Source organism: Streptomyces sp. NPDC016562, from assembly GCF_043076955.1.
GTDB lineage: Bacteria > Actinomycetota > Actinomycetes > Streptomycetales > Streptomycetaceae > Streptomyces.
This window is the reverse complement of record NZ_JBIBRZ010000001.1, coordinates 240,570-263,387: the sequence shown is the minus strand read 5'-3', so window position 1 is coordinate 263,387 and position 22,818 is coordinate 240,570. Positions and strand designations below refer to the sequence as shown.

Genomic DNA, 22,818 nt, shown 5'->3' with positions numbered 1-22,818 from the left:
ATTGGGTCAATCATTACCTTCCGGCCCATCCACCCCTTAAATGGGCAGGTGCTCTCACATCCAGGCCGCCGAGCGGCCCTGCGAGCGGCGCTGCGCACGGCCGGCCTCGGGGCGGCCGGCGCCGCCGCGGCCGGTCTCACCGCCGCCTGCGGATCGGGCCGCCCCGCCACCGCGTCCTCCGCCCCGCCCACCGGCCCGGCCCGAGCGGCCCGCCCCGTGCAGGCGGCGCCGGCCGCCCCGCGCCGGTACGCCGGGCAGCCCGTCGAGATCGGCCACGGCCCGCGCGACCGCCCCCGGGTCGCCCTCACCTTCCACGGCAACGGCGACCCCGCCATCGCCCGTGCGGTCCTGGCCGCGGCCGAACGCGGGGGCGCACGGGTCACCGTACTGGCGATCGGCAGCTGGCTCGACGCCCACCCGGACATGGCCCGCCGGGTCCTCGACGGCGGGCACGAGCTCGGCAACCACACCCAGCGCCACCTCGCGGTCAACGACCTGCCCGAGGCGCAGGCGTACGCGGAGATCGCCGACTGCGCCCGGCGGCTCAAGCGGCTGACCGGCTCCATCGGCACCTGGTTCCGGCCCTCCCAGACCCAGCACGCGACCCCGCTCGTCAGCAGACTGGCCCAGCGGGCGGGCTACCCGCACGTCCTCTCCTACGACGTGGACTCCCTCGACTTCACCTCGCCCGGCGCCGCGGCCGTCGTCCGCACCGTCACCGGGACGATCCGGCCCGGATCGGTGGTGAGCCTGCACTTCGGCTACGCGGACACGGTCGACGCGATGCCACCCCTCCTCGAAGAACTCGCGCGCCGCAAGCTGCGCGCGGTGACCACCACGGAGCTGCTGACCCCATGACGACCACCCGCCTTCTCCGGAAGGCCACCGTGCTCCTGGCCGGTCTGGCCCTCGCCGCCCTGGCCGGCTGCGGAAACGCCGGCAAGGGGGCCGAGGCCGTGGGCACCAAAGGCCCGGCCAAGCCCGTCAAAGCCGTGCCGGCCGTCCCGCCCGGGCTGCCGGGCATGCCGCCGCTCCTCGATCCGAACGACGTCTACGCGGCGGACCGTCCGGGGCGGCTCTCGCCGGTGGTCAAGGACTTCCCGTCCCGGGTCTACGTACCGAACACCACCTCCAACACGGTGTCCGTCATCGACCCGGAGACCTACAAGGTCATCGACACCATCCCCGTCGGCGTCCAGCCCCAGCACGTGGTCCCCTCCTGGGACCTGAAGACCCTGTGGGTCAACAACAACCGGGGCCACACCCTCACCCCGATCAACCCGGCCACCGGTGAGGCCGGAAAGCCCGTCGAGGTGCACGATCCGTACAACCTGTACTTCACGCCGAACGGCAAGTACGCCATCGTCATGGCCTCGATGGACAAGGAGCTCGTCTTCCGCGATCCGCACACCATGGACCGCGTCAAGACCGTCCCGGTGACCTGCTACGGCGTCAATCACGCGGACTTCTCGGCCGACGGGCGCTACTTCATCGTCAGCTGCGAGTTCTCCGGCGAGCTCCTCAAGGTCGACACCGAGAAGATGGAGGTGATCGGCCAGCAGAAGCTCCCCTTCGAGGGAGCGATGCCGCAGGACGTGAAGGTCTCCCCCGACGGCAAGACCTTCTACGTCGCGGACATGATGGCGCACGGCATGTGGGTGCTCGGCGGGGACACCTTCGAGACCCCGAAGCTGCTGCCCACCGGCAAGGGCTGCCACGGCCTGTACGTCAGCCGCGACTCCAAGGAGATGTACATCTCCAACCGGGGCGAGGGGACCGTCTCGGTCTTCGACTTCCCGAAGAACAAGCTCACGAAGAAGTGGACGCTGCCGGACGGCGGCAGCCCCGACATGGGCGGCGTCTCCGCCGACGGCAAGGTGCTGTGGCTGTCGGGCCGCTACAACTCGGAGGTCTACGCGATCGACACCGTCACCGGCAAGCAGCTCGCCCGGGTCCCGGTGGGCGGCGGACCGCACGGCCTCGCCGTCTACCCGCAGCCCGGCCGCTACTCGCTGGGGCACACCGGCATCTTCCGCTAGAGCGGTCCTAGGCGGACCCGAGGCGGGGGCGGGCGGGGGTGGCCGCTACCCTGAGCCGGTCAGCAGGCATCAAGAAGGAGTGGACCCAGTGGCGGACATCGAGAGCGCACGGACGACGTTCGGCAAGTTCGACGTGAACGGTGACGGCTTCGTCACGGCGGACGAGTTCAAGGCGGCCATGGCGGCCATGGGCGACCCGTTCGTCACCGGCCCGATCGCGGACGCCGTGATCGCCTCCAAGGACGCGAACGGCGACGGCCTGCTCAGCTTCGACGAGTTCTGGGGCTCCCTGAACAAGTAGTCACCAGCCCGTGCCCCTGCCCCGGCCGCGAAGGCCGGGGCAGCGCTGTGTCCCGCTCGTGCCTCAGGCCTGTGGCCCGGACATGTCCTCGACCTCGGCGAGGGCCTCCTCCAGCCAGTGCAGCCAGAACGTCTCCAGGGCGATCCCGCCGTGCAGGACGAGCCGGCGCAGCCGGTCCTCCACGGCGTCGCGCCCCGGCGGGAAGTCCTTCTCCTCGATGGCCTCGTACTGCGCCAGCTGGCGCTGGTGCAGGTCCAGGTGGCGCCGCAGCTCAGGGCCGAGCCCCTGCGGCCCCACGACGCCCGCCGCCCGGATCCGCAGCAGCAGCGGGTCGCGCATCGGCTTGGGGTCCTGGCTCTCGGCCACCCAGCGCGCCAGCTCCGCGCCACCGGCGGGCAGCACCTCGTACTCCTTCTTCTGTCCCCGCACGGGAACCTCGCTGGGCAGCGCCCTGATCAGGCCGCCCTCCTCCAGCCGGCCGAGCTCGCGGTAGATCTGCTGGTGCGTGGCCGACCAGAAGAAACCGATCGACTTGTCGAACCGCCGGGTCAGCTCCAGCCCGGACGAGGGCTTCTCGAGCAGGGCGGTGAGGATGGCGTGCGGCAGGGACATGGCGCCCATCCTAGGTTTGCGGCGGCCGTCCCCGTACGGGCGAGGCCCGGTGGCGGGCGCGCGCGGGGGTGCGCAGGCTGGGGGAGTGCCCGCCGACTACGACTACTCCGACCTCACCGCCCTCTTCGTGAACTGCACGCTCAAGCGATCGCCCGAGGTCAGCAACACCGAAGGCCTGATCGACCGGAGCCGTGCGCTCATGGAGGCGGCCGGTGCCCGGACCTCGCTCGTCCGCGCCGTGGACCACGACATCGCGACCGGCGTATGGCCGGACATGACCGAGCACGGCTGGGAGAGCGACCAGTGGCCGGTCCTCTACAGCCAGGTCATGGACGCCGACATCCTCGTGCTCTGCGGCCCGATCTGGCTCGGGGACAACAGCTCCGTCATGAAGCAGGTCATCGAGCGGCTCTACGCCTGCTCCTCCCTGCTGAACGAACAGGGCCAGTATGCCTACTACGGGCGGGTCGGCGGGGCGCTGATCACCGGCAACGAGGACGGCGTCAAGCACTGCGCCATGAACGTCCTCTACAGCCTCCAGCACCTGGGCTACGCGATCCCGCCGCAGGCCGACGCGGGCTGGATCGGCGAGGCCGGGCCCGGGCCCTCCTACCTGGACCCCGGCTCGGGCGGCCCGGAGAACGACTTCACCAACCGCAACACCGCCTTCATGTCCTGGAACCTCATGCACCTGGCCGCCCTGCTCAAGCGCTCCGGCGGCATGCCCGCGCACGGCAACCAGCGCTCCGAGTGGGACGCCGGCTGCCGCTTCGACTTCCCGAACCCCGAGCACCGCTAGCGCGCCGCCCGGGGCCTCGTCGGCGGGGGGCAGGGGCTCAGTGGGCGATGTCCACGACGAACCGCTCCGGTGAGTGCAGGGAGTAGGCACGGTAGTACGGCAGGGTGTCGAAGGCGGCGCCGAAGGTCACGTACCCCTCGTAGTCGCCGGTCAGGGCGATGCCCTTGAGCTTGCTGAGGTAGATCTTCTGGAGCTTGGGCCCGACGTAGACGCTGTTGCCCGCGTCGTCGTGCGCGGCGGCGGGGTTGAGACGGATCTCCAGGAAGTACTTCCCGGCGAGCGGGACCGGCGCGCCGGACCCGTCGTAGCGCAGCTGGGGGACGGGGGTGACGGTGACCGTCGGCACGTAGGCCTGCAGGTCGATGACGATCCGGTCATAGGTGGGGTGCCCGGCCCAGCGGGCGTTCACCACGAGCGGCGTCTGGGTGGTGGTGGACGGTGCGGCGGCCGAGGCCGGAGCGGCGAAGGAGAGTCCGGCGACGAGCAGGATGCCCGAGGCCAGGCCCGCGATCCGCCGGCGGTGCGGACGGAGCCGGAGCAGGGGATGTGGGCGTTTCATGACGTCCCCCCGATTCTCAGAGACGGGGACGGGTTGTCGTCATCTAAGACACCCCCCACCCGCCCCCGGTTGCAACCGGACCCCCTCGGATACGAAGAGGGCTCCGTGCGGTTGACTTCGTGCCCGGAATTCAGGCTGAGCCGGGCGGAGCGTGGGGAAGATGACGAATCGACTGGAACTCGTGGAGCTTGAGATCCAGCGCCACAAGTGGAGTGACATGCTCTGTGGCTGTGGCGAGTCGGCCGCGCACGTGCCGGCGCTGCTCCTTGAGCTCGCCGGGCAGGCCGAAGAGGGCGGCGGGATCGACTACGACGGCGTCGCCCGGCATGTCGTGTCGCCTGCCAGCATGTTCCTGGAAGTGGCCCCGCCGGTCGTTTCGGTCGGCATGGCGGTCCTGGCCTCGGAAACACCCGTGTACGCCCGCTACGCCTATCTTCAGATGGTGCTGTTCCTGCTGTCGGCGGAAGGTCAGGCACAGGTCCCGGCCCTGGAGGGGCGTGACGTCGCGGCTGAATGCGAGGCCGAAGCCCGACGGGGCCTGTGGACCCTGTACAGCGAAGTGCTGGCCGGCGGATCCATCGACACGGCCGGCTACGCGTACGAGATCCTCACCCTGATCGAGGAGGACGAGGACAGGCTGGAGCGGCTGCAAGCGGCCGCGGGGGAACGGCTTCCCTGGGACCTGAGGTCCTGATCCGCCGTCCGGAATGACGAACGAAGGTCCCTTGCCTCGCACCAGCGAGGCAAGGGACCTTCGTCATTCCGGCCCGGAGCGGGTCAGGTCAGCACTCGATGACGTTGACCGCGAGACCGCCGCGGGCGGTTTCCTTGTACTTGACCTTCATGTCGGCGCCGGTCTCCTTCATGGTCTTGATGACCTTGTCGAGGGAGACCTTGTGGCTGCCGTCGCCGCGCATCGCCATCTTCGCCGCGGTGACCGCCTTGACGGCCGCCATGCCGTTGCGCTCGATGCACGGGATCTGGACCAGGCCGCCGACCGGGTCGCAGGTCAGGCCCAGGTTGTGCTCCATGCCGATCTCGGCCGCGTTCTCCACCTGCTCCGGGGTGCCGCCCAGGACCTCGGCGAGGGCGCCGGCCGCCATCGAGCAGGCCGAGCCGACCTCGCCCTGGCAGCCGACCTCGGCGCCGGAGATCGAGGCGTTCTCCTTGAACAGCATGCCGATCGCGCCCGCGGCGAGGAGGAAGCGGACCACGCCGTCCTCGTCCGCGCCGGGCACGAAGTTCGTGTAGTAGTGCAGGACGGCGGGGAGCACGCCCGCGGCGCCGTTGGTGGGGGCGGTCACGACCCGGCCGCCCGCCGCGTTCTCCTCGTTGACCGCCATCGCGTAGATCGTCGTCCACTCGCTGCGGTGCATCATCGGGTCGCCCTCGGTGCGCAGCTGGCGCGCGGTCGAGGCGGCCCGGCGCTTGACCCGCAGGCCGCCCGGGAGGATGCCCTCGCGGGACATGCCGCGCGCGACGCAGGACTGCATGACGCGCCAGATCTCCAGGAGGCCCTCGCGGATCTCGTCCTCGGTGCGCCAGGCCTTCTCGTTCTCCAGCATCAGCGAGGAGATCGACAGGCCGGTCTCGTTCGCCAGGCGCAGCATCTCGTCGCCGGAGCGGAAGGGGTACTTCAGCACCGTGTCGTCGAGCTTGATCCGGTCCTCGCCGACCGCGTCCTCGTCCACGACGAACCCGCCGCCGACCGAGTAGTAGGTCTTCTCCAGCAGTGGGGCGCCGGCCTCGTCGTACGCGAAGAGCGTCATGCCGTTCGCGTGGTACGGCAGCGAGCGCCGGCGGTGGAGGATCAGCTGGTTCGGCTCGTCGAAGGCGATCTCGTGGCCATCGCCTATCTCCGCGCCCAGCAGCCGCAGCCGGCCGCTCTTGCGGATGCGCTCGACCTCGTCGTCCGCCGTCTCGACGTTCACCGTGCGGGGGGAGTGGCCCTCCAGGCCCAGCAGGACCGCCTTGGGGGTGCCGTGGCCGTGGCCGGTCGCGCCGAGGGAGCCGAACAGCTCGGCCCGGACGGAGGCCGTCTGGGCGAGCACCCCGTCCTTCTTCAGCCGCGTCACGAACATGCGCGCGGCCCGCATCGGGCCGACCGTGTGGGAGGAGGAGGGACCGATACCGATGGAGAAGAGGTCGAAGACGGAGATGGCCACGGTGGCGGACTCCCTTGTCTGCTCGTGGGGTGGGAGGTGCAGGAGAGGCGGATTATTCGGATTTTGTCCGACAGTCGAGCTTAACGCCGTGAGGTGAACGGCTCGGCCGCCGTACGACGTGGGAAGGATTACGCGGACGGGTCGGGCCGGGGTCGGCCGGCCCGCCCGTTCCCAGGCCGCGGTCACGGGGAAGGGCCCGGCCCTGTGCGCAGACGAGGCCGGGCCCTTCGGACGATCCGCTCAGAGGGACGGGTACAGCGGGAACTTCGCGGCGAGCGCGGAGACGCGCGCCTTCAGGTCCTCGCTGTCGTACCCGGGCTTCAGCGCGGTCGCGATGATCTCCGCGACCTCGGTGAACTCCTCGGCGCCGAAACCGCGCGTGGCCAGCGCCGGCGTACCGATCCGCAGACCCGAGGTGACCATCGGCGGCCGCGGGTCGTTCGGGACGGCGTTGCGGTTGACCGTGATGCCGAGCTCGTGGAGGAGGTCCTCGGCCTGCTGGCCGTCCAGCTCGGAGTTGCGCAGGTCGACCAGGACCAGGTGCACGTCCGTGCCGCCGGTGAGCACGTCCACGCCCACGGCCTTGACGTCCGGCTGCACCAGGCGCTCGGCGAGGATCTTCGCGCCTTCCAGGGTGCGCACCTGGCGCTCCTTGAACTCCTCCGAGGCCGCGACCTTGAAGGAGACGGCCTTGGCCGCGATCACGTGCTCCAGCGGGCCGCCCTGCTGACCCGGGAAGACGGCCGAGTTGATCTTCTTGGCCAGCTCCTGCGTCGACAGGATGACGCCACCGCGCGGACCGCCGAGGGTCTTGTGCGTGGTGGTGGTGACGACGTGGGCGTGCGGCACCGGGTTGGGGTGCAGGCCCGCGGCGACCAGGCCGGCGAAGTGCGCCATGTCGACCATCAGGTACGCGCCGACCTCGTCCGCGATGCGGCGGAAGGCGGCGAAGTCCAGCTGGCGCGGGTAGGCGGACCAGCCGGCGACGATCAGCTGCGGCTTGGACTCCTTGGCGAGGCGCTCGACCTCGGCCATGTCCACCTGGCCGTCCTCGCCGACGTGGTACGGGACCACGTTGTAGAGCTTGCCGGAGAAGTTGATCTTCATGCCGTGGGTCAGGTGACCGCCGTGGGCCAGGTTGAGGCCCATGATCGTGTCGCCCGGCTTCAGCAGCGCGAACATCGCGGCGGCGTTCGCCTGCGCACCCGAGTGCGGCTGGACGTTCGCGGCCTCGGCGCCGAAGAGCGACTTGATGCGCTCGATCGCGATCCGCTCGATCACGTCGACGTGCTCGCAGCCGCCGTAGTAGCGGCGGCCGGGGTAGCCCTCGGCGTACTTGTTGGTCAGGACCGAGCCCTGGGCCTCCATGACGGCGACCGGAGCGAAGTTCTCCGACGCGATCATTTCCAGGGTGGACTGCTGACGGGCCAGCTCGGCGTCGACGGCGGCGGCGACGTCCGGGTCCAGCTCGTGGAGAGGGGTGTTCAGTACAGACATCAGGGTCCCCTGGGGTCAGTTACCGGCGGTGAGGGCGGTGTACTCACCGAAGGACAGGGCGTCCTTCGGCTCCTCCGAGAGGCGCACCTTGAACAGCCAGCCGCCCTCGAACGGGGCGGTGTTCACGAGCGCCGGGTCGTCGACGACGTCCTGGTTGAACTCGACGATCTCACCGGAGACGGGGGAGTACAGGTCGCTGACCGACTTGGTCGACTCCAGCTCGCCACAGGTCTCGCCCTCGGTCACGGTCTCGCCGACCTCGGGGAGCTGGGCGTAGACGACGTCACCGAGCGCGTTGGCCGCGAACTCCGTGATGCCGACCGTCGCGACGCCGTCCACGGCGTCCGACAGCCACTCGTGCTCCTTGGTGTAACGCAGCTTCTCGGGGTTGCTCATGACCTGATTCTCCTGGATGCGGGGGAGTGGATACGAACGGTGGTCTCGGGTACTGAGACGGCGCCGTACGGGCGTCCGTACGGCGGATGTCGTGTGCGGAACTACTTCTGCCGCTTGTAGAACGGCAGCGCCACGACCTCGTACGGCTCATGCGTACCGCGAATGTCGACGCCGACGCCGGAGGTGCCGGGCGCGGCGTGCGCCGCGTCCACGTACGCCATCGCGATCGGCTTGCCCAGCGTCGGGGAGGGGGCGCCCGAGGTGACCTCGCCGATGACCTGACCGTCGGCGACGACCGGGAAACCGGCGCGCGGGACGCGGCGGCCCTCGGCGATCAGGCCGACCAGCTTGCGCGGCGGGTTGGTGGCGGCGCGCTCGGCGGCGGCCTCCAGCGCGGCGCGGCCGACGAAGTCCCCCTCCTTCTCGAACTTCACGACCCGGCCCAGGCCCGCGTCGAACGGGGTCAGGGAGGTGCTCAGCTCGTGCCCGTACAGCGGCATGCCCGCTTCCAGGCGCAGGGTGTCGCGGCAGGACAGGCCGGCCGGGACCAGGCCGACGCCCTCGCCCGCCTTGGTCAGCGCCTGCCACAGCTCCACGGCGTGCTCGGGGGCGACGAACAGCTCGAAGCCGTCCTCGCCCGTGTAGCCCGTACGCGCGATCAGCGCGGGCACGCCCGCGACGGTGCCGGGCAGGCCGGCGTAGTACTTCAGCCCGTCCAGGTCGGCGTCCGTGAGGGAGGCGAGGATGCCGGGGGACTCCGGGCCCTGCACCGCGATCAGCGCGTACGCGTCGCGGTCGTCGCGGACCTCGGTGTCGAAGCCGGCGGCGCGCTCGGTCAGGGCGTCGAGGACGACCTGGGCGTTGGAGGCGTTGGCGACGACCATGTACTCGCTCTCGCCGAGGCGGTAGACGATCAGGTCGTCGAGGATCCCGCCGTCGGCCTGGCAGATGTGCGTGTAGCGGGCGCGGCCGACGCCGACGGTGGAGATGTTGCCGACCAGCGCGTAGTCGAGGGCCTTGACGGCCTCAGGGCCGGTCAGCGTGATCTCGCCCATGTGGGACAGGTCGAAGAGACCGGCCTTGGTGCGTACGGCGTTGTGCTCGTCGCGCTCGCTGGCATACCGCAGCGGCATGTCCCAGCCCGCGAAGTCGGTCATGGTCGCACCGAGCGAGCGGTGCAGCGCGTCGAGCGCGGTCAGACGGGGGGCAGTGCTCATGGGTGTGGCTCCCGAGTCCCAGGGCATGACATGACGAGGAGGGTCCTCCCCATCTGTCATCGGAACCTGAGAGGTTCGCCGCAAGTCCCGGAGGACGTCGGCTTGCACCTTGGGTGGAGCTGTCGAGCAGCTCGCTTTTCAGATCTGCCTCATCCACGCGGTACGGGGCCTGAGAGATTCAAGGGAGGATCTTGCTCCTTCGGCGCCCACGCACGGCCTCGCGGCGTGCCGGGACTCTCCCGCGCGGATTCAAGCGGCCGGTATGCAGTTGGTCCAGATGGCGCACATCATTGCACGCCATGTCCGTGATCGGGCGTTCGGGTCCGCAAGTGCGTACGGGCCGGCGGTGGGCGGACCGGAACCAGAGCTGCCGGATTACCGTCTCTTTACACTCAGTGGATAAGGGTCCTGGCGGCCCGATTCGGGGGAGGCGAACACTGTGCGGAGATTCGGGGTAGTGGCGACGACGGCGGGGGCCGTGGACGCGGTGCCGGCGCAGCGCGGGCCGCGCGGCCGCAAGGGCGCGGTGGACGCCGCCGCGGCGGCCGGGACGGGCCTCGGCCGCGGTCCCGTACGCGATCTGCGCGGCCCGGCGGTGCGCGGCCCGCAGCGGCTCGGCTTCGCGGAAGGGGACATCGTCGTGGTGTCCGGCCTGCCGGGCGGCGGCAAGAGCACGCTGATCAAGCGGGCGACGGCCGAGGGCGCCGCCATCGACTCCCAGGACACCCGCGAGCGCTGGGAGCGCCGGATGCCGCCGTCCCTGCCGTACGCGGTGTACCGGCCGCTGGTGCGGATCGCGCACTACTGGGGGCTGGGGCGGGCCCTGCGCTCCGGAGCCTCCGTCGTGGTGCACGACTGCGGCACGCAGAGCTGGGTGCGCGGCCTGCTCGCGGCCGCCGCGCGCCGCCGGGGCCGGGCGCTGCACCTGGTCCTGCTGGACAGCAGCCCCGAGGAGGCCCTCTCGGGCCAGGCGGCGCGCGGCCGGGGGGTCTCCGCGTACGCCTTCGCCCGCCACCGCGGCGCGGTGGGCCGCCTGCTGCGCGAGGCGGAGGCGGGCCGCCCGCCCGCCGGCTGCGCCTCGGCGACCCTCCTGGACCGCCGCTCGGCCGCCACGGTGACGCGGATCGCGTTCCACGGCTAGCCCGCCGGTCGGCCAATCCAGCCCCTCCGGCGTTTGAGGAGCGGGGGTCCGGGGGCTGGCCCCCGGCAGCGGCGCCCCGCCACGGCGGATAACCTCGGCCACGACATCGCGGCGCAACACACGGAGGCACACGCACATGCACAGCGGCGGCTGGCCGGCAAATGAGCTGGAGCAGGTGCTCGGGGCGGCGCTCGGGCAGCCGGACGCCGGGGGGCGGATCCTGGAGGTGCTCGGGCGCAGCCAGGTGTGGGTGCCCCTGCCCGGCGGCGGCGGGCCGGACTCGGCCGCCCTGGACCTGCCCACGATGGAGATCGGCGGGGCGGCGTACGTCCCGGTCTACAGCTCCGAGGCGCAGTTCCTCGCCTGCGCCGGCCCCGGCATGGACTTCGCGGTGGCCCCCGCCGTCGACTTCGCCCGCGGCCTGCCCCCGCAGCTCGGCATCGCGCTCAACCCCGAGGGCGCCGTCGGCGTCCCGCTGCCCCCGCCCGCCGTCGCGGAGCTCTGCCGCACCGGCCGGACCCCCCTCGACGGCCCGGCCACCGGCGGCCGCGTACGGCTCTACGAGCCCGACTGGCAGGAGGACCCGGTCGACTTCCTGGCCGCCGCCGCCGAGGAGTTCCGCGCCACCGGCGTGATCGCCGCCGCCTTCCGCTGCCTCGCCAGCATCGAGGGCGGGGCGCCGGAACTGTTCATCGGTGTCCGCCTGCTGGGATGGGAACCCGAGATGCGAAACGCCCCGATGGACGCCCTGGGGCGGGCCCTGAACCGGGTCGCGCCGCCCTGGCCCGTGCAGTTGATCCTCCTGGACGCCGCCCAGGACCCGGTCACGGACTGGATTCGTGAGCGCGTACGCCCCTTCTACCTCCCGTAGGGCCGCTTAAGCTGTTCACGCGTTGACGACGGGCGGAAGAAGAGACGAAGAGGGGTACCGGGTGAGTGCGTCAGGCACGGCCGCGGCCGGGCAGGTCGAGCACATGCTGCGCCAGGTGACTCCCGGGCGCTACGAAAGCTACGAGTCGCTCCTGCACGCCCTGTGCGAGGGTCGGCTGTGGATGCTGCTCTGGCAGGGGCAGCCGGGCTCCCCCGACGCCCAGTACGGCGGCATGGAGGTCGAGGGCTTGGGGTACGCGCCCTGCGTCACCTCCCCGCAGGAGCTGGCCGCCAGCGGCTGGAGCCGGGGCTACGAGGTGGTCACCGGGCGGGACATCGCCCGCGCGCTCTACCCGGACCGCTGGGGCCTGTGGCTCAACCCGCACGCCCAGGGCGGCGGTCTCGGCATCCCCTGGGCCGACCTGCGCCGGATGGCGACCGGCCTGGACCGGATGCCGGCCGGGCCGCTGCGGCTCTCGGAGCCCGCCCTGGAGCTCCCGCAGTTCTACGGGCTGCTGACCCAGCACGCGCACCGCACGCCCGCCGTGCGCTCGCTGCGCCGCGCCTGGGTGCAGCCCGCTCTCGGCTCCCCGTACCTCGCGGTCGGGCTCGACCTGTACGACGCCTCCGCGCCCGCGCTGGAGTCCGTACGGGAGATGATGCGCCAGTCGGTCGGCGTGGTCCCCGAGGGCGTCCCGGTGTGCACGGTGGCGCTGGCGGACGAACACGACCCCGTCGCCATGTGGCTGCGCGCGCAGACCCGCCCGTTCTACGACCGCGAGGGCCAGGCGCCGGCGTACTGACCCGCTCCGGGACCCTTGAGTCCCGTACATCCGCACATCCACAGAGCGAGACATCTCATCTCGAAGGCCGCACCGGACCCACCGGTGCGGCCTTCGGCATATCCGCTGATTACGCCCAAGATCCAAGTGGTCCACGGCAGTTGGGCCGGATGTCCGTTCCGCGGCTAAGGGGCGGTCTTTCACCGCTGATAGGGCCGCGTCGTTCGGATAACGGAAGGACGCGGCACAGATCACGGTTGCGCATCACATCCCCGGCAGGTCTGGCGGGCGCTTGAGACGGCGTTGAAGACTCCACCCCACCGAAGGCAGGTCCATCCCGCAACCACCAGCTCTTCACGTGCACTTCAGGCACATTTCGCGCCATTCGCACCATCAGCGACGCCGATAGAACCAAAGCCGCCACAGCGGCGGGCATGGGCCGGCCACAGTCGGCCGAGAGGGGTCCCCACCACGATGACGGCACCACTGCACGACACCAGCGCGGCCGAGCCCGCGGCCGTGGCCGCCTCCGACGTCCCGCCGAAGGCGATCGAAGGGCGCTCGCCGTGGCAGATCGCCTGGCTGCGCCTCAAGCGTGACAAGGTCGCACTGGCAGGCGGCGTCATCGTGCTCCTGCTGATCCTCGTCGCGATCTTCGCGCCGCTGATCGTCAAGGCCTTCGGCCACCCGCCGGAGGAGCTGCACGAGGACCTGCTGGACCCGCTGCTCGGCCTGCCGGCCGGCGACTACGGCGGCATGAGCGGCGACTTCCTGCTGGGCATCGAGCCGGTCAACGGCCGCGACGTCTTCAGCCGGATCGTCTACGGCGCCCGGATCTCGCTCCTGGTCGCCTTCCTGTCCGCCTTCGTGGCGGTCTCGCTCGGCACCTTCTTCGGCATCGTCGCCGGCTACTTCGGCGGCTGGGTGGACGCGGCCATCAGCCGGGTCATGGACCTGTTGCTCGCCTTCCCGCAGCTGCTCTTCATCATCGCGCTGATCTCCGTCATCCCCAGCAAGCTCTGGGGGTTCGAGGGGTCGGGCCTGCGGATCGCCGTACTGGTGCTGGTGATCGGCTTCTTCGGCTGGCCGTACATCGGCCGCATCGTCCGCGGCCAGACCCTGTCACTGCGCGAGCGCGAGTACGTGGAGGCGGCGCGCAGTCTCGGCGCGGGCCGCGTCTACATCCTCTTCCGCGAACTGCTCCCCAACCTGGTGGCGCCCATCACCGTCTACGCGACGCTGATGATCCCCACCAATGTGCTGACCGAGGCCGCCCTGAGCTTCCTCGGAGTCGGCGTCAAGCCGCCCACGCCGTCCTGGGGAGAGACCCTCTCCACGGCCGTGCGGACCTACGAGGACGATCCGCTGTTCATGATCTTCCCCGGCGTAGCGATCTTCATCACCGTGCTGGCCTTCAACCTCTTCGGCGACGGCGTCCGTGACGCCCTCGACCCGAAGGGCTCCCGCTAGCCATCGCAGGGCAATTCAGGACCCGGCTTCATGCCGTAAGTGCACCGGAACTACAACGGAGGGTTGCGAGCATCGTGACTACCCATCGCACGTCGAAGCGACGACTTGCCGCCGGCACCGCCGTCGTGCTCGCGGTCATGCTGACCGCGACCGCCTGTGGCGGAGACGACAAGAAGGACGAGAAGACCTCCGCCGGCGGCGGTGGCTTCAACGCGGGCATCGGCAAGATCGCCAACCCTTCGGACAAGAAGGGCGGCGAGCTGAAGTTCGTCGGCACCCAGGAAGCCGACTCGTGGGACCCGCAGCGCGGCTACTACGGCTTCATGTGGGACTTCTCCCGCTACTACGCCCGCCAGCTGGTGAGCTTCAAGCCGGGCCCCGGCACCGAGAGCACCGAGCTCGTCCCCGACCTCGCCACCGCCAAGGCCGAGATCACCGACGGCGGCAAGACCTACAAGTACACCCTGAAGGACAACGTGACCTGGGAGGACGGCACCCCCGTCACCGCCCAGGACATCAAGTACGGCATCGAGCGCACCTGGGCCCAGGACGTCATCTCCGGCGGCCCGGTCTACCTGATGCAGGTCCTCGACCCGAAGACCGAGTACCCGGGCCCGTACAAGGACCCCTCCCCGGACAAGCTCGGCCTCAAGGCGATCGAGACCCCGGACGCGAAGACCATCATCTTCAAGCTCCCGCAGCCCAACGGTGACTTCGAGCAGATGCTGGCCATGCCGGCGGCGAGCCCGGTCAAGCAGGAGAAGGACACCGCGGCCAAGTACGGCCTGCGGCCCTTCTCGAACGGCCCGTACAAGATCGACTCGTACGAGCCCAACAAGAGCATGAAGCTCTCGCGCAACGAGAACTTCAAGCCCGAGTCGGACACCATCCGCAAGGCGCTCCCGGACACCATCTCGGTCACGTTCATGGCGAACGCGGACGACATGGACAAGCGCCTGATGAACGGCGAGTTCGACGTCGACATCAACGCGACCGGCATCGGCCAGGCGGCCCGCGCCACCGCGCTGAAGGAGCACAAGGGCAACCTGGACAACGGCCAGACCGGCTTCATCCGGTACGCGGTCATGCCCCAGACCGTCGCGCCGTTCGACAACATCGAGTGCCGCAAGGCCGTCATCTACGCGGCCGACAAGAAGTCCCTGCAGACCGCCCGCGGCGGCCCGCAGGCCGGTGGCGACATCGCCCCGAACATGCTCCCGCTCGGCATCAAGGGCTCGGACGCCAAGTACGACCCGTACGAGGTCCTGCAGAACGACGGCAAGCCGAACCTGGAGAAGGCCAAGGCCGCGCTGAAGGCCTGTGGCAAGGAGACCGGCTTCAAGACCACGATCGCGGTCCGCAACAACAAGCCGGTCGAGGTCGCCACGGCCGTCTCGCTGCAGAACGCCCTGAAGCAGGTCGGCATCGAGGCCGACGTCGACCAGTTCGACGGCGCCCAGACCTCCGGCATCATCGGTTCGCCGAAGGTCGTCAAGGAGAAGAACTACGGCATCATCATCATGGGCTGGGGCGCCGACTTCCCGACCGGTCAGGGCTTCTCGCAGCCGCTGGTCGACGGCCGCTTCATCCTGCAGAGCGGTAACAACAACTTCTCCGAGCTGAACGACCCGGCGATCAACAAGCTGTTCGACGACGCCATCGCGGAGACCGACCCGAACAAGGCCGGCGAGATCTACAAGCAGATGAACCAGAAGGTCTCCGAGGCCGCGGTCTACCTGCCCTTCGTCTACGACAAGACGATCACCTGGCGCTCGAGCCGTCTGACGAACGCCTACACCACCGACGCCTACAACGGCCGTTACGACTACGCGTCGCTCGGCGTCATGAAGTAACGATCCGTCAGTCCAGTTCCGATGTTCCAGTGCCACACCCGCTAGGCACGAAGGGCAGGTGATGGCCGCGGTTACGGCGTGGGGGTGCCCTCCAGAAGAGGGCGCCCCCGGGCCGCAGCCAGGCCGAGCGCAGTGCTTGCATATCTCCTCCGACGGATCTTCGCCGTCATCGTCATGCTGTTGGTCATCACGCTGGTGACCTTCGGAATCTTCTTCCTCTTCCCGAAGATGATCGGGACGGATCCGGCGCTCTACTTCGTCGGCAAGCAGTCCGACCCTGCCGCCATCGAGGGCATCCGGCAGAAGATGGGTCTCGACGACCCGATCCTCGTCCAGTTCGGCAAGTTCGTCGTCGGGCTGGTGGCGGGTCGCACGTACGCCAACGGCTCCGACGTCACGCAATGCGCCGCGCCCTGCTTCGGCTACTCGTTCAAGACCGAGCAGGAGGTCTGGCCGCTGCTGACCGACTGGCTCCCGGTCACCCTCTCCCTCGCCATGGGCGCCGTCGTGCTCTGGGTGATCGGCGGGGTCGCCACCGGCGTCCTGTCCGCCCTCAAGCGCGGCACCGTCCTGGACCGCTCGGCCATGGGCGTGGCCCTGGCCGGCGTCTCCCTCCCCATCTACTTCACGGGCATGCTCGCCATCGCCTTCTTCTCCGACCAGCTCGGCTGGTTCGGCAGGCCCGAGGCGACCTTCGCGGACGATCCGGGCAAGTGGTTCAACGGCATGGTCCTGCCGTGGGTCTCGCTCGCCTTCCTCTACGCGGCCATGTACGCGCGGCTCACCCGCGCGACCATGCTCGAAGTCCTCAACGAGGACTACATCCGCACCGCCCGCGCCAAGGGGCTGACGGAGCCCGTGGTCATCGGCAAGCACGCCATGCGCTCGACGATGACGCCGATCCTGACCGTCCTGGGCCTGGACCTCGGCGCCCTGATGGGCGGCGCGGTGCTGACCGAGTACACGTTCTCGCTGCACGGCCTCGGCTACAGCGCGGTGCGCGCCATCAGCGAGCACGACCTCCCGGTCATCCTGGGCATCACCCTGATCTCCGCCTTCTTCGTCGTCGCGGCGAACCTCATCGTTGACCTCATGTACGCGGTGATCGACCCCCGAGTGAGGCTGTCATGACCGATCTGACCAAGACCGGAGCCCTCAACCAGCCGGTCGGCGCGGTGGAGCCCGCCACGGCCTTCCTGGAGGTCCGCGACCTCAAGGTGCACTTCCCGACCGAGGACGGCCTGGTCAAGTCGGTCGACGGGCTCTCCTTCACGCTGGAGAAGGGCAAGACCCTCGGCATCGTGGGCGAGTCCGGATCCGGCAAGTCGGTCACCTCGCTCGGCATCATGGGCCTGCACCGCGTGGGCCAGTACGGCCGCCAGCGGGCCCGGATCTCCGGCGAGATCTGGCTGGACGGCAAGGAACTGCTCTCCGCCGACGAGGACGAGGTGCGCAGGCTGCGCGGCCGGGAGATCGCCATGATCTTCCAGGACCCGCTGTCCGCGATGCACCCGTACTTCACGATCGGCAAGCAGATCGCCGAGGCGTACCGGGTCCACAACAAGGTCGACAAGAAGGTCGCCCGCGCGCGGGCCGTCGAACTCCTCGACCGCGTCGGCATCCCCGAGCCGCACAAGCGCGTCGACAGCTACCCGCACGAGTTCTCCGGCGGCATGCGCCAGCGCGCGATGATCGCGATGGCGCTGGTCAACAACCCCGAACTGCTCATCGCGGACGAGCCGACGACGGCCCTGGACGTCACCGTCCAGGCCCAGATCCTCGACCTCATCCGCGACCTGCAGAAGGAGTTCGGCTCCGCGGTCATCATGATCACGCACGACCTCGGCGTGGTCGCGGAGATGGCCGACGAACTGCTGGTCATGTACGGCGGCCGGTGCGTCGAGCGGGGCACCTCCGAGAAGGTCTTCTACGAGCCCCGGCACCCCTACACCTGGGGCCTGCTGGGCTCGATGCCGCGCATCGACCGCGAGCAGACCGAGCGCCTCATCCCGGTCAAGGGCTCCCCGCCCAGCCTCATCAACATCCCGAGCGGCTGTGCCTTCAACCCGCGCTGCCCCTACGCCGACGTGCCCAAGGGCAACGTGACCCGCACGGTACGGCCCGAGCTGGTCGAGGAAGACGGCACCCACCACTGGTCCGCCTGTCACATGTCGCAGGAGGAGCGGACCCGGATCTGGACCGAAGAGATTGCGCCGAAGCTGTGACCGAGACGCCTGACCCCAAGAAGACGGACACGGCCGCGGCCGGCATCCCCGCGCAGGCCACGGACGCACCGGGCGCACCCCAGGCCGCCGAGGCCCCCGAACTGCTGCTGAAGGTCACCGGCCTGACCAAGCACTTCCCCATCACCAAGGGGCTGCTGCGGCGGCAGGCGGGCGCGGTCAAGGCCGTCGACGGCATCGACTTCGACGTCCGGCGCGGGGAGACCCTCGGCGTCGTCGGCGAGTCCGGCTGCGGCAAGTCGACCATGGGCCGGCTGATCACGCGGCTGCTGGAGCCGACCGGCGGCACCGTCGAGTTCGAGGGCAAGGACATCACGCACCTGGGGGTGTCGGGCATGCGCCCGCTGCGCCGCGACGTGCAGATGATCTTCCAGGACCCGTACGGATCGCTGAACCCGCGCCACACGGTGGGCACCATCGTCAGCGCGCCGTTCAAGCTCCAGAACGTCACCCCGGAGGGCGGGCTCAAGGCCGAGGTGCAGCGGCTGCTGTCGCTCGTGGGCCTCAACCCCGAGCACTACAACCGCTACCCGCACGAGTTCTCGGGCGGCCAGCGCCAGCGCATCGGCATCGCGCGGGCCCTGGCGCTGAAGCCCAAGCTGGTGGTCGCGGACGAGCCGGTCTCGGCGCTGGACGTGTCGATCCAGGCCCAGGTGGTCAACCTGCTGGACGACCTCCAGGAGGAGCTCGGCCTCACCTACGTGATCATCGCGCACGACCTGTCGGTCATCCGGCACGTCTCGGACCGCATCGCGGTGATGTACCTCGGCAAGATCGTCGAGCTGGCCGACAACAAGTCGCTGTACGGGGCGCCGATGCACCCCTACACCACGGCCCTGATGTCGGCCGTGCCGGTGCCCGACCCGCGGCGGCGCGGCGTGAAGAGCGGCCGCATCCTGCTCAAGGGCGACGTGCCGTCGCCGATCTCGCCGCCGAGCGGCTGCCGCTTCCACACGCGGTGCTGGAAGGCGACGCAGATCTGCACGACGCAGGAACCGCCGCTGCTGGCCCTGAAGACGGGCCACCAGGTGGCCTGCCACCACCCGGAGAACGCGCCCGACCAGGCTCCGGGCGACGAGCCGCTGCCCGGCGCGGCGGACGCGGTGGCCACGGTCACGCCGTAACGGTCCGCGGGTGCCCGCCGGGGAGGGCGCGCTGGTCGCGCACCCCGGCGGGCCCATGCGGCTCGGCCCGCTCGCCGGGCCCGGGCCCCGGCCCGGGCGGAATCCGGCCGCCGGTGTGTGAGGCGCGCGGTCCGGGCCGGGTACTGATTCCCGAACCCGCAGGTCCGCCGCCCGAGCCCCGTGATCCCCGAGCGGTGGCGAGGGGCGACAATGAGCCAGTGCTCCACGATCTCTTCCCGCCCGGGATCCAGCATGCCCTGGACCTCGCCGGCATCTTCGTCTTCGCCACGGCGGGCGCCCTGCTCGCCGTCCGCAAGAACTTCGACGTCTTCGGCATCGCCGTCCTCGCCCTGGTCACCGCCCTCGGCGGCGGCCTCTTCCGCGATCTCGTCATCGGCGCCACCCCGCCGGCGGCCTTCGGCGAGCTCAGCTTCTTCGTCACCCCGCTGATCGCCGCCGGGCTCGTCTTCTTCCTCCACCCCGAGGTCCAGCGGATCAACCGGGCCATCAACGTCTTCGACGCCGCCGGCCTCGCGCTGTTCTGCGTGTCGGGCACGACCAAGGCCTACGAGTACGGCCTCGGCCTCACCGCGTCCGCCGCGCTGGGCCTGGCCACGGCGGTAGGCGGCGGCGTCCTGCGCGACGTCCTGGTCAACGAGGTGCCCTCGCTGCTGCGCGACCGGGAGATGTACGCCGTGCCCGCGACCGTTGGCGCCGCGATGGTCGCCGTGTCGATCGCGCTCGACTCGCTCAACGCCGTCACCACCGCCCTGGCGATCGTCACCACGTTCGTGCTGCGGCTCCTCGCCATGCGCTACCACTGGCGCGCGCCGCTGGCCTGGAACCGCCGGTCCTCCGTGTCCGAAGAGCCGTAACACAAGAAAGCTACCGCTTAGTAGTAAGCCGGTGTACCGTCGTTTACATGTCACACGCAGCTGCCCAGGCCTCCATCGGCGACAGTGAGTTCGACCGCGACACCACCATCACCCCCCGCGCCGACGAGCCCGGGGTGTACGACGCGCAGCTCTCCGCCGGCTGGACGATCATCGCCGCCGTCAACGGCGGCTATCTGCTGGCCCTGGTCGGCCGGGCGCTGGCGGCGACCCTGCCGCACCCGGACCCCTTCACCGTCTCCGCGCACTACCTGACCTCCTCCGTGCCCGGCCCCGCCGTGATCCGCACCGAGGTCGTTCGGGTCGGCCGCACCCTCTCCACGGGCCAGGCCTCCCTGTTCCAGTACGACGAGAACGGCGCCGAGGTCGAGCGCATCCGCGTCCTCGCCTCCTACGGCGACCTCGCGGCCCTGCCGGACGACGTGCGCACGGTCGCCGTGCCGCCCGTCATGCCCGCCTACGAGGACTGCATCGGCCCCGAGGCCGGCCCGGCCCCGATCCCCGGCAGCTCCGCCATCGTGGACCGCCTCCGGCTCCGGCTGGACCCGGCGACGGCGGGCTGGGCCCTGGGCGCGCCCTCCGGCAAGGGCGAGATGCGGGCCTGGTTCGAGCTGGCCGACGGCCGCGACGCCGACCCGCTCTCCATGCTGCTGGCGGTGGACGCGCTGCCGCCGACCGCGTTCGACCTGGGCCTGGTGGCCTGGACCCCGACCGTGGAGCTGACCACCCACATCCGCCGCCGCCCGGCGCCGGGCCCGCTGCGGGTCTCCATCACCACCCGCAACCTGGCCGGCGGCTTCCTGGAGGAGGACGCTGAGGTCTGGGACTCCACGGACCACCTGGTCGCCCAGTCCCGCCAACTCGCCCGCGCGCTGCGTTTTTGACCCCGCGGGGCGAAGCCCCGGCAGACGGCCCGGCGGGTGCGCGACCCGCCGGGCCCCGCCGGCCCGGACTCCCGCCGGGCGGAGCCCCGCCCGCGGGCTCGTAGAATCGGGGGATCATGGCCTACCTCGACCACGCCGCAACCACTCCGATGCTGCCGGAGGCCGCCGCGGCGATGACCGCGCAGTTCGCCGCCACGGGGAACGCCTCCTCCCTCCACGCCGCCGGCCGCCGGGCCCGCCGTACCGTCGAGGAGGCCCGTGAGGCCTTCGCCGAAGCGGTCGGCGCCCGGCCGAGCGAGGTGGTCTTCACCGCCGGCGGCACCGAGGCCGACAACCTCGCCGTCAAGGGCCTCTACTGGGCGCGGCGCGACGCCGACCCCGCCCGCACCCGGGTCCTCGCCAGCCCCGTCGAGCACCACGCCGTGCTCGACGCCGTCCACTGGCTCGCCGAGCACGAGGGCGCGCGGGTGGAGTACCTGCCCGTGGACCACTACGGCCGCGTGCACGCCGACGCCTTCCGGGAAGCCGTCGAGCGCAACCCGGACGACGTGGCCCTGGCCACGGTGATGTGGGCCAACAACGAGATCGGCACCGTCATGCCGGTCCGCGACCTGGCCGCCGTCGCCCGCGAGCACGGGATCCCCCTGCACTCCGACGCCGTCCAGGCCTTCGGACAGCTCGACGTCGACTTCGCCGCCAGCGGCCTCGCCGCCATGACCGTCAGCGGCCACAAGGTCGGCGGCCCGTACGGCATCGGCGCGCTGCTCCTGGGCCGCGACCAGAGCCCCGTACCGGTCCTGCACGGCGGCGGCCAGGAGCGGCACGTCCGCTCCGGCACCCTCGACGTGCCGGCCGTCGCCGCCTTCGCCGTGGCCGCCGTCCTCGCCGCCGAGCGGCGCGAGCGCTTCGCCGCCGAGATCGGCGCCCTGCGCGACGAGCTGATCGCCGCCGTCCGCGCGGCCGTGCCCGACGCCGTCCTCGGGGGAGACCCGCACGAGCGCCTCCCGGCGAACGCGCACTTCAGCTTCCCCGGCTGCGAGGGCGACTCGCTGCTGCTCCTGCTCGACGCGCAGGGCATCGAGTGCTCCACCGGCTCCGCCTGCACCGCCGGCGTGGCCCAGCCCAGTCACGTCCTGCTGGCCGCCGGCACCGATCCCCAGCTGGCCCGCGGCACCCTGCGCTTCTCGCTGGGCCACACCTCCACCAAGGAGGACGTCGCCGCGCTGGCCGCGGCCATCGGCCCGGCGGTGGAACGCGCGCGCACGGCAGGCCTCAGCTAGCCGCCCGCCGCGCCTCGCCGACCATGCGCAGATAGCGCTCCCAGTCCCAGTGGGGGCCCGGGTCGGTGTGGTCGGTGCCCGGGACCTCGCTGTGGCCGACGATGTGCGTGCGGTCCGCCGGTATGCCGTACCGGCGGCAGACGTCGGCCGCCAGGCGGGCGGAGGCCGCGTACATCGCGTCCGTGAAGTCCTGCGGCCGGTCCACGAAGCCCACGTGCTCGATGCCCACGCTGCGCTCGTTCATCGAGCGGTTGCCGGAGTGGAAGGCCACGTCCAGCTCGCGCACCATCTGCTCGATGTGGCCGTCCTGGCGGACTATGTAGTGCGCCGACGCCTTGTGCCACGGGTTCTTGAAAGCGTCCACGGAGGACTGGAACCCGCCCTGGGTGACATGGACGACGATCCGGTCCACCCGGTAGTCGTCGGGCCGGTCGGCCAGCCGCCAGTTCGCCGGGGAGGCCGCCGTCCAGCCCGCGCCCGCATGGTCCAGCTCGCCCTCCTTGCGCGGCTTGGCCACCCCCGGCAGCAGCCACCAGGCGCGGCCGATCTCCTCCCGGCCGGCGACCGCCGCCACCGCGACGACCCCGAGCCCCCCGAAGAGCACGGCCCTGCGGGTCCGGCTCGGCGGCTTCTTCGCCGCATTCCCCTGCTCGGCCATGTGATCCACCCCCCGTACCCCACAACGCGCTGTGA

Annotated in this window: 23 protein-coding genes and 1 riboswitch; of the genes, 16 read left to right on the top strand and 7 right to left on the bottom strand. The window is 70.9% G+C overall.

Features of this window, described 5'->3' with window-relative positions; genetic code table 11:
- The first annotated feature begins 48 nt into the window (after positions 1 to 48).
- The 3 genes from ACF059_RS01195 (at position 49) to ACF059_RS01185 (ending at position 2,340) form a co-directional block, all read left to right on the top strand.
- Positions 49 to 858: a polysaccharide deacetylase family protein gene (locus tag ACF059_RS01195; RefSeq protein WP_392049873.1), complete on the top strand. Its 810-nt coding sequence runs from the start codon at positions 49 to 51 to the stop codon at positions 856 to 858.
- On the top strand, positions 855 to 2,039 hold the full coding sequence (locus tag ACF059_RS01190) for a YncE family protein (protein WP_392049870.1): 1,185 nt from the start codon (positions 855 to 857) through the stop codon (positions 2,037 to 2,039). Before ACF059_RS01195 ends, ACF059_RS01190 begins: the two co-directional genes overlap by 4 nt.
- A gap of 88 nt (positions 2,040 to 2,127) precedes the next feature.
- Positions 2,128 to 2,340: an EF-hand domain-containing protein gene (locus tag ACF059_RS01185; RefSeq protein WP_366864984.1), complete on the top strand. Its 213-nt coding sequence runs from the start codon at positions 2,128 to 2,130 to the stop codon at positions 2,338 to 2,340.
- 63 nt (positions 2,341 to 2,403) lie between these two features.
- On the opposite strand, the gene ACF059_RS01180 is transcribed toward ACF059_RS01185, so the two are convergent.
- Positions 2,404 to 2,952: a PadR family transcriptional regulator gene (locus ACF059_RS01180; RefSeq protein ID WP_392049866.1), complete on the bottom strand. Its 549-nt coding sequence runs from the start codon at positions 2,950 to 2,952 to the stop codon at positions 2,404 to 2,406.
- A gap of 85 nt (positions 2,953 to 3,037) precedes the next feature.
- On the opposite strand from ACF059_RS01180, the gene ACF059_RS01175 reads away from it, so the two are divergent.
- Positions 3,038 to 3,751, top strand: coding sequence for a flavodoxin family protein (locus ACF059_RS01175; RefSeq protein ID WP_392049863.1), 714 nt, complete (start codon positions 3,038 to 3,040; stop codon positions 3,749 to 3,751).
- Positions 3,752 to 3,788: 37 nt separating this feature from the next.
- Here ACF059_RS01175 and ACF059_RS01170 read toward each other — a convergent pair whose 3' ends face one another.
- Entirely contained in the window at positions 3,789 to 4,310 is a 522-nt protein-coding gene (locus tag ACF059_RS01170) for a hypothetical protein (RefSeq protein WP_392049860.1), read from the bottom strand.
- 160 nt (positions 4,311 to 4,470) lie between these two features.
- On the opposite strand from ACF059_RS01170, the gene ACF059_RS01165 reads away from it, so the two are divergent.
- Positions 4,471 to 5,004, top strand: coding sequence for a hypothetical protein (locus tag ACF059_RS01165; protein ID WP_392049857.1), 534 nt, complete (start codon positions 4,471 to 4,473; stop codon positions 5,002 to 5,004).
- Between the two features lie 88 nt (positions 5,005 to 5,092).
- Here the strand turns inward: ACF059_RS01165 and ACF059_RS01160 are convergent, their stop codons facing one another.
- From ACF059_RS01160 to gcvT, 4 genes are all read right to left on the bottom strand, one after another.
- Positions 5,093 to 6,475 carry an L-serine ammonia-lyase gene (locus tag ACF059_RS01160; RefSeq protein ID WP_361945555.1) on the bottom strand — a complete coding sequence of 461 codons (1,383 nt, stop codon included), beginning with the start codon at positions 6,473 to 6,475 and terminating at the stop codon, positions 5,093 to 5,095.
- Positions 6,476 to 6,715: 240 nt separating this feature from the next.
- Positions 6,716 to 7,972, bottom strand: a complete 1,257-nt coding sequence (gene glyA, locus ACF059_RS01155) for a serine hydroxymethyltransferase (protein ID WP_361945552.1) — start codon at positions 7,970 to 7,972, stop codon at positions 6,716 to 6,718.
- A 15-nt stretch (positions 7,973 to 7,987) separates the two neighbouring features.
- On the bottom strand, positions 7,988 to 8,368 hold the full coding sequence (gene gcvH, locus ACF059_RS01150) for a glycine cleavage system protein GcvH (RefSeq protein WP_392049854.1): 381 nt from the start codon (positions 8,366 to 8,368) through the stop codon (positions 7,988 to 7,990).
- Between the two features lie 101 nt (positions 8,369 to 8,469).
- Positions 8,470 to 9,585, bottom strand: a complete 1,116-nt coding sequence (gcvT, locus tag ACF059_RS01145; protein ID WP_366864979.1) for a glycine cleavage system aminomethyltransferase GcvT — start codon at positions 9,583 to 9,585, stop codon at positions 8,470 to 8,472.
- Positions 9,586 to 9,733: 148 nt separating this feature from the next.
- A riboswitch (glycine riboswitch) is annotated at positions 9,734 to 9,837 on the bottom strand.
- Between the two features lie 205 nt (positions 9,838 to 10,042).
- On the opposite strand from gcvT, the gene ACF059_RS01140 reads away from it, so the two are divergent.
- From ACF059_RS01140 to ACF059_RS01090, 11 genes are all read left to right on the top strand, one after another.
- A complete protein-coding gene (locus ACF059_RS01140) occupies positions 10,043 to 10,726 on the top strand; it encodes an AAA family ATPase (RefSeq protein WP_392049851.1) in 684 nt (227 codons plus the stop codon).
- Positions 10,727 to 10,862: 136 nt separating this feature from the next.
- On the top strand, positions 10,863 to 11,597 hold the full coding sequence (locus tag ACF059_RS01135; protein ID WP_392049848.1) for an enhanced serine sensitivity protein SseB: 735 nt from the start codon (positions 10,863 to 10,865) through the stop codon (positions 11,595 to 11,597).
- 61 nt (positions 11,598 to 11,658) lie between these two features.
- Positions 11,659 to 12,399, top strand: a complete 741-nt coding sequence (locus ACF059_RS01130) for an enhanced serine sensitivity protein SseB C-terminal domain-containing protein (RefSeq protein WP_360888718.1) — start codon at positions 11,659 to 11,661, stop codon at positions 12,397 to 12,399.
- Positions 12,400 to 12,852: 453 nt separating this feature from the next.
- Positions 12,853 to 13,848, top strand: coding sequence for an ABC transporter permease (locus tag ACF059_RS01125; protein WP_366864975.1), 996 nt, complete (start codon positions 12,853 to 12,855; stop codon positions 13,846 to 13,848).
- A 74-nt stretch (positions 13,849 to 13,922) separates the two neighbouring features.
- Positions 13,923 to 15,701 carry an ABC transporter substrate-binding protein gene (locus ACF059_RS01120; protein ID WP_392049845.1) on the top strand — a complete coding sequence of 593 codons (1,779 nt, stop codon included), beginning with the start codon at positions 13,923 to 13,925 and terminating at the stop codon, positions 15,699 to 15,701.
- A 132-nt stretch (positions 15,702 to 15,833) separates the two neighbouring features.
- A complete protein-coding gene (locus tag ACF059_RS01115) occupies positions 15,834 to 16,832 on the top strand; it encodes an ABC transporter permease (RefSeq protein ID WP_366864973.1) in 999 nt (332 codons plus the stop codon).
- Positions 16,829 to 17,926, top strand: a complete 1,098-nt coding sequence (locus tag ACF059_RS01110; RefSeq protein WP_392049842.1) for an ABC transporter ATP-binding protein — start codon at positions 16,829 to 16,831, stop codon at positions 17,924 to 17,926. Before ACF059_RS01115 ends, ACF059_RS01110 begins: the two co-directional genes overlap by 4 nt.
- A gap of 44 nt (positions 17,927 to 17,970) precedes the next feature.
- Positions 17,971 to 19,068, top strand: coding sequence for an ABC transporter ATP-binding protein (locus ACF059_RS01105; RefSeq protein WP_392052958.1), 1,098 nt, complete (start codon positions 17,971 to 17,973; stop codon positions 19,066 to 19,068).
- A gap of 218 nt (positions 19,069 to 19,286) precedes the next feature.
- Positions 19,287 to 19,943 (top strand): trimeric intracellular cation channel family protein, encoded by a 657-nt coding sequence (locus tag ACF059_RS01100; RefSeq protein ID WP_392049839.1) that lies wholly within the window; start codon positions 19,287 to 19,289, stop codon positions 19,941 to 19,943.
- A gap of 47 nt (positions 19,944 to 19,990) precedes the next feature.
- Positions 19,991 to 20,845 (top strand): thioesterase family protein, encoded by an 855-nt coding sequence (locus ACF059_RS01095; RefSeq protein ID WP_392049835.1) that lies wholly within the window; start codon positions 19,991 to 19,993, stop codon positions 20,843 to 20,845.
- Positions 20,846 to 20,961: 116 nt separating this feature from the next.
- Positions 20,962 to 22,125 carry a cysteine desulfurase family protein gene (locus ACF059_RS01090; RefSeq protein ID WP_392049832.1) on the top strand — a complete coding sequence of 388 codons (1,164 nt, stop codon included), beginning with the start codon at positions 20,962 to 20,964 and terminating at the stop codon, positions 22,123 to 22,125.
- Here the strand turns inward: ACF059_RS01090 and ACF059_RS01085 are convergent.
- Positions 22,118 to 22,783, bottom strand: coding sequence for an N-acetylmuramoyl-L-alanine amidase (locus ACF059_RS01085; protein ID WP_392049829.1), 666 nt, complete (start codon positions 22,781 to 22,783; stop codon positions 22,118 to 22,120). The two genes, ACF059_RS01090 and ACF059_RS01085, sit on opposite strands and share 8 nt — an antisense overlap.
- Between the last annotated feature and the right edge of the window lie 35 nt (positions 22,784 to 22,818).

What these genes read in the sequence shown, in the direction of transcription:
- ACF059_RS01190 (WP_392049870.1), top strand. Translation starts at nt 855, where the DNA reads ATGACGACCACCCGCCTTCTCCGGAAGGCCACCGTGCTCCTGGCCGGT.
- ACF059_RS01180 (WP_392049866.1), bottom strand. Translation starts at nt 2,952, where the DNA reads ATGTCCCTGCCGCACGCCATCCTCACCGCCCTGCTCGAGAAGCCCTCG.
- ACF059_RS01170 (WP_392049860.1), bottom strand. Translation starts at nt 4,310, where the DNA reads ATGAAACGCCCACATCCCCTGCTCCGGCTCCGTCCGCACCGCCGGCGG.
- ACF059_RS01165 (WP_392049857.1), top strand. Translation starts at nt 4,471, where the DNA reads ATGACGAATCGACTGGAACTCGTGGAGCTTGAGATCCAGCGCCACAAG.
- glyA (WP_361945552.1), bottom strand. Translation starts at nt 7,972, where the DNA reads ATGTCTGTACTGAACACCCCTCTCCACGAGCTGGACCCGGACGTCGCC.
- gcvH (WP_392049854.1), bottom strand. Translation starts at nt 8,368, where the DNA reads ATGAGCAACCCCGAGAAGCTGCGTTACACCAAGGAGCACGAGTGGCTG.
- gcvT (WP_366864979.1), bottom strand. Translation starts at nt 9,585, where the DNA reads ATGAGCACTGCCCCCCGTCTGACCGCGCTCGACGCGCTGCACCGCTCG.
- ACF059_RS01135 (WP_392049848.1), top strand. Translation starts at nt 10,863, where the DNA reads ATGCACAGCGGCGGCTGGCCGGCAAATGAGCTGGAGCAGGTGCTCGGG.
- ACF059_RS01125 (WP_366864975.1), top strand. Translation starts at nt 12,853, where the DNA reads ATGACGGCACCACTGCACGACACCAGCGCGGCCGAGCCCGCGGCCGTG.
- ACF059_RS01110 (WP_392049842.1), top strand. Translation starts at nt 16,829, where the DNA reads ATGACCGATCTGACCAAGACCGGAGCCCTCAACCAGCCGGTCGGCGCG.
- ACF059_RS01095 (WP_392049835.1), top strand. Translation starts at nt 19,991, where the DNA reads ATGTCACACGCAGCTGCCCAGGCCTCCATCGGCGACAGTGAGTTCGAC.
- ACF059_RS01090 (WP_392049832.1), top strand. Translation starts at nt 20,962, where the DNA reads ATGGCCTACCTCGACCACGCCGCAACCACTCCGATGCTGCCGGAGGCC.
- ACF059_RS01085 (WP_392049829.1), bottom strand. Translation starts at nt 22,783, where the DNA reads ATGGCCGAGCAGGGGAATGCGGCGAAGAAGCCGCCGAGCCGGACCCGC.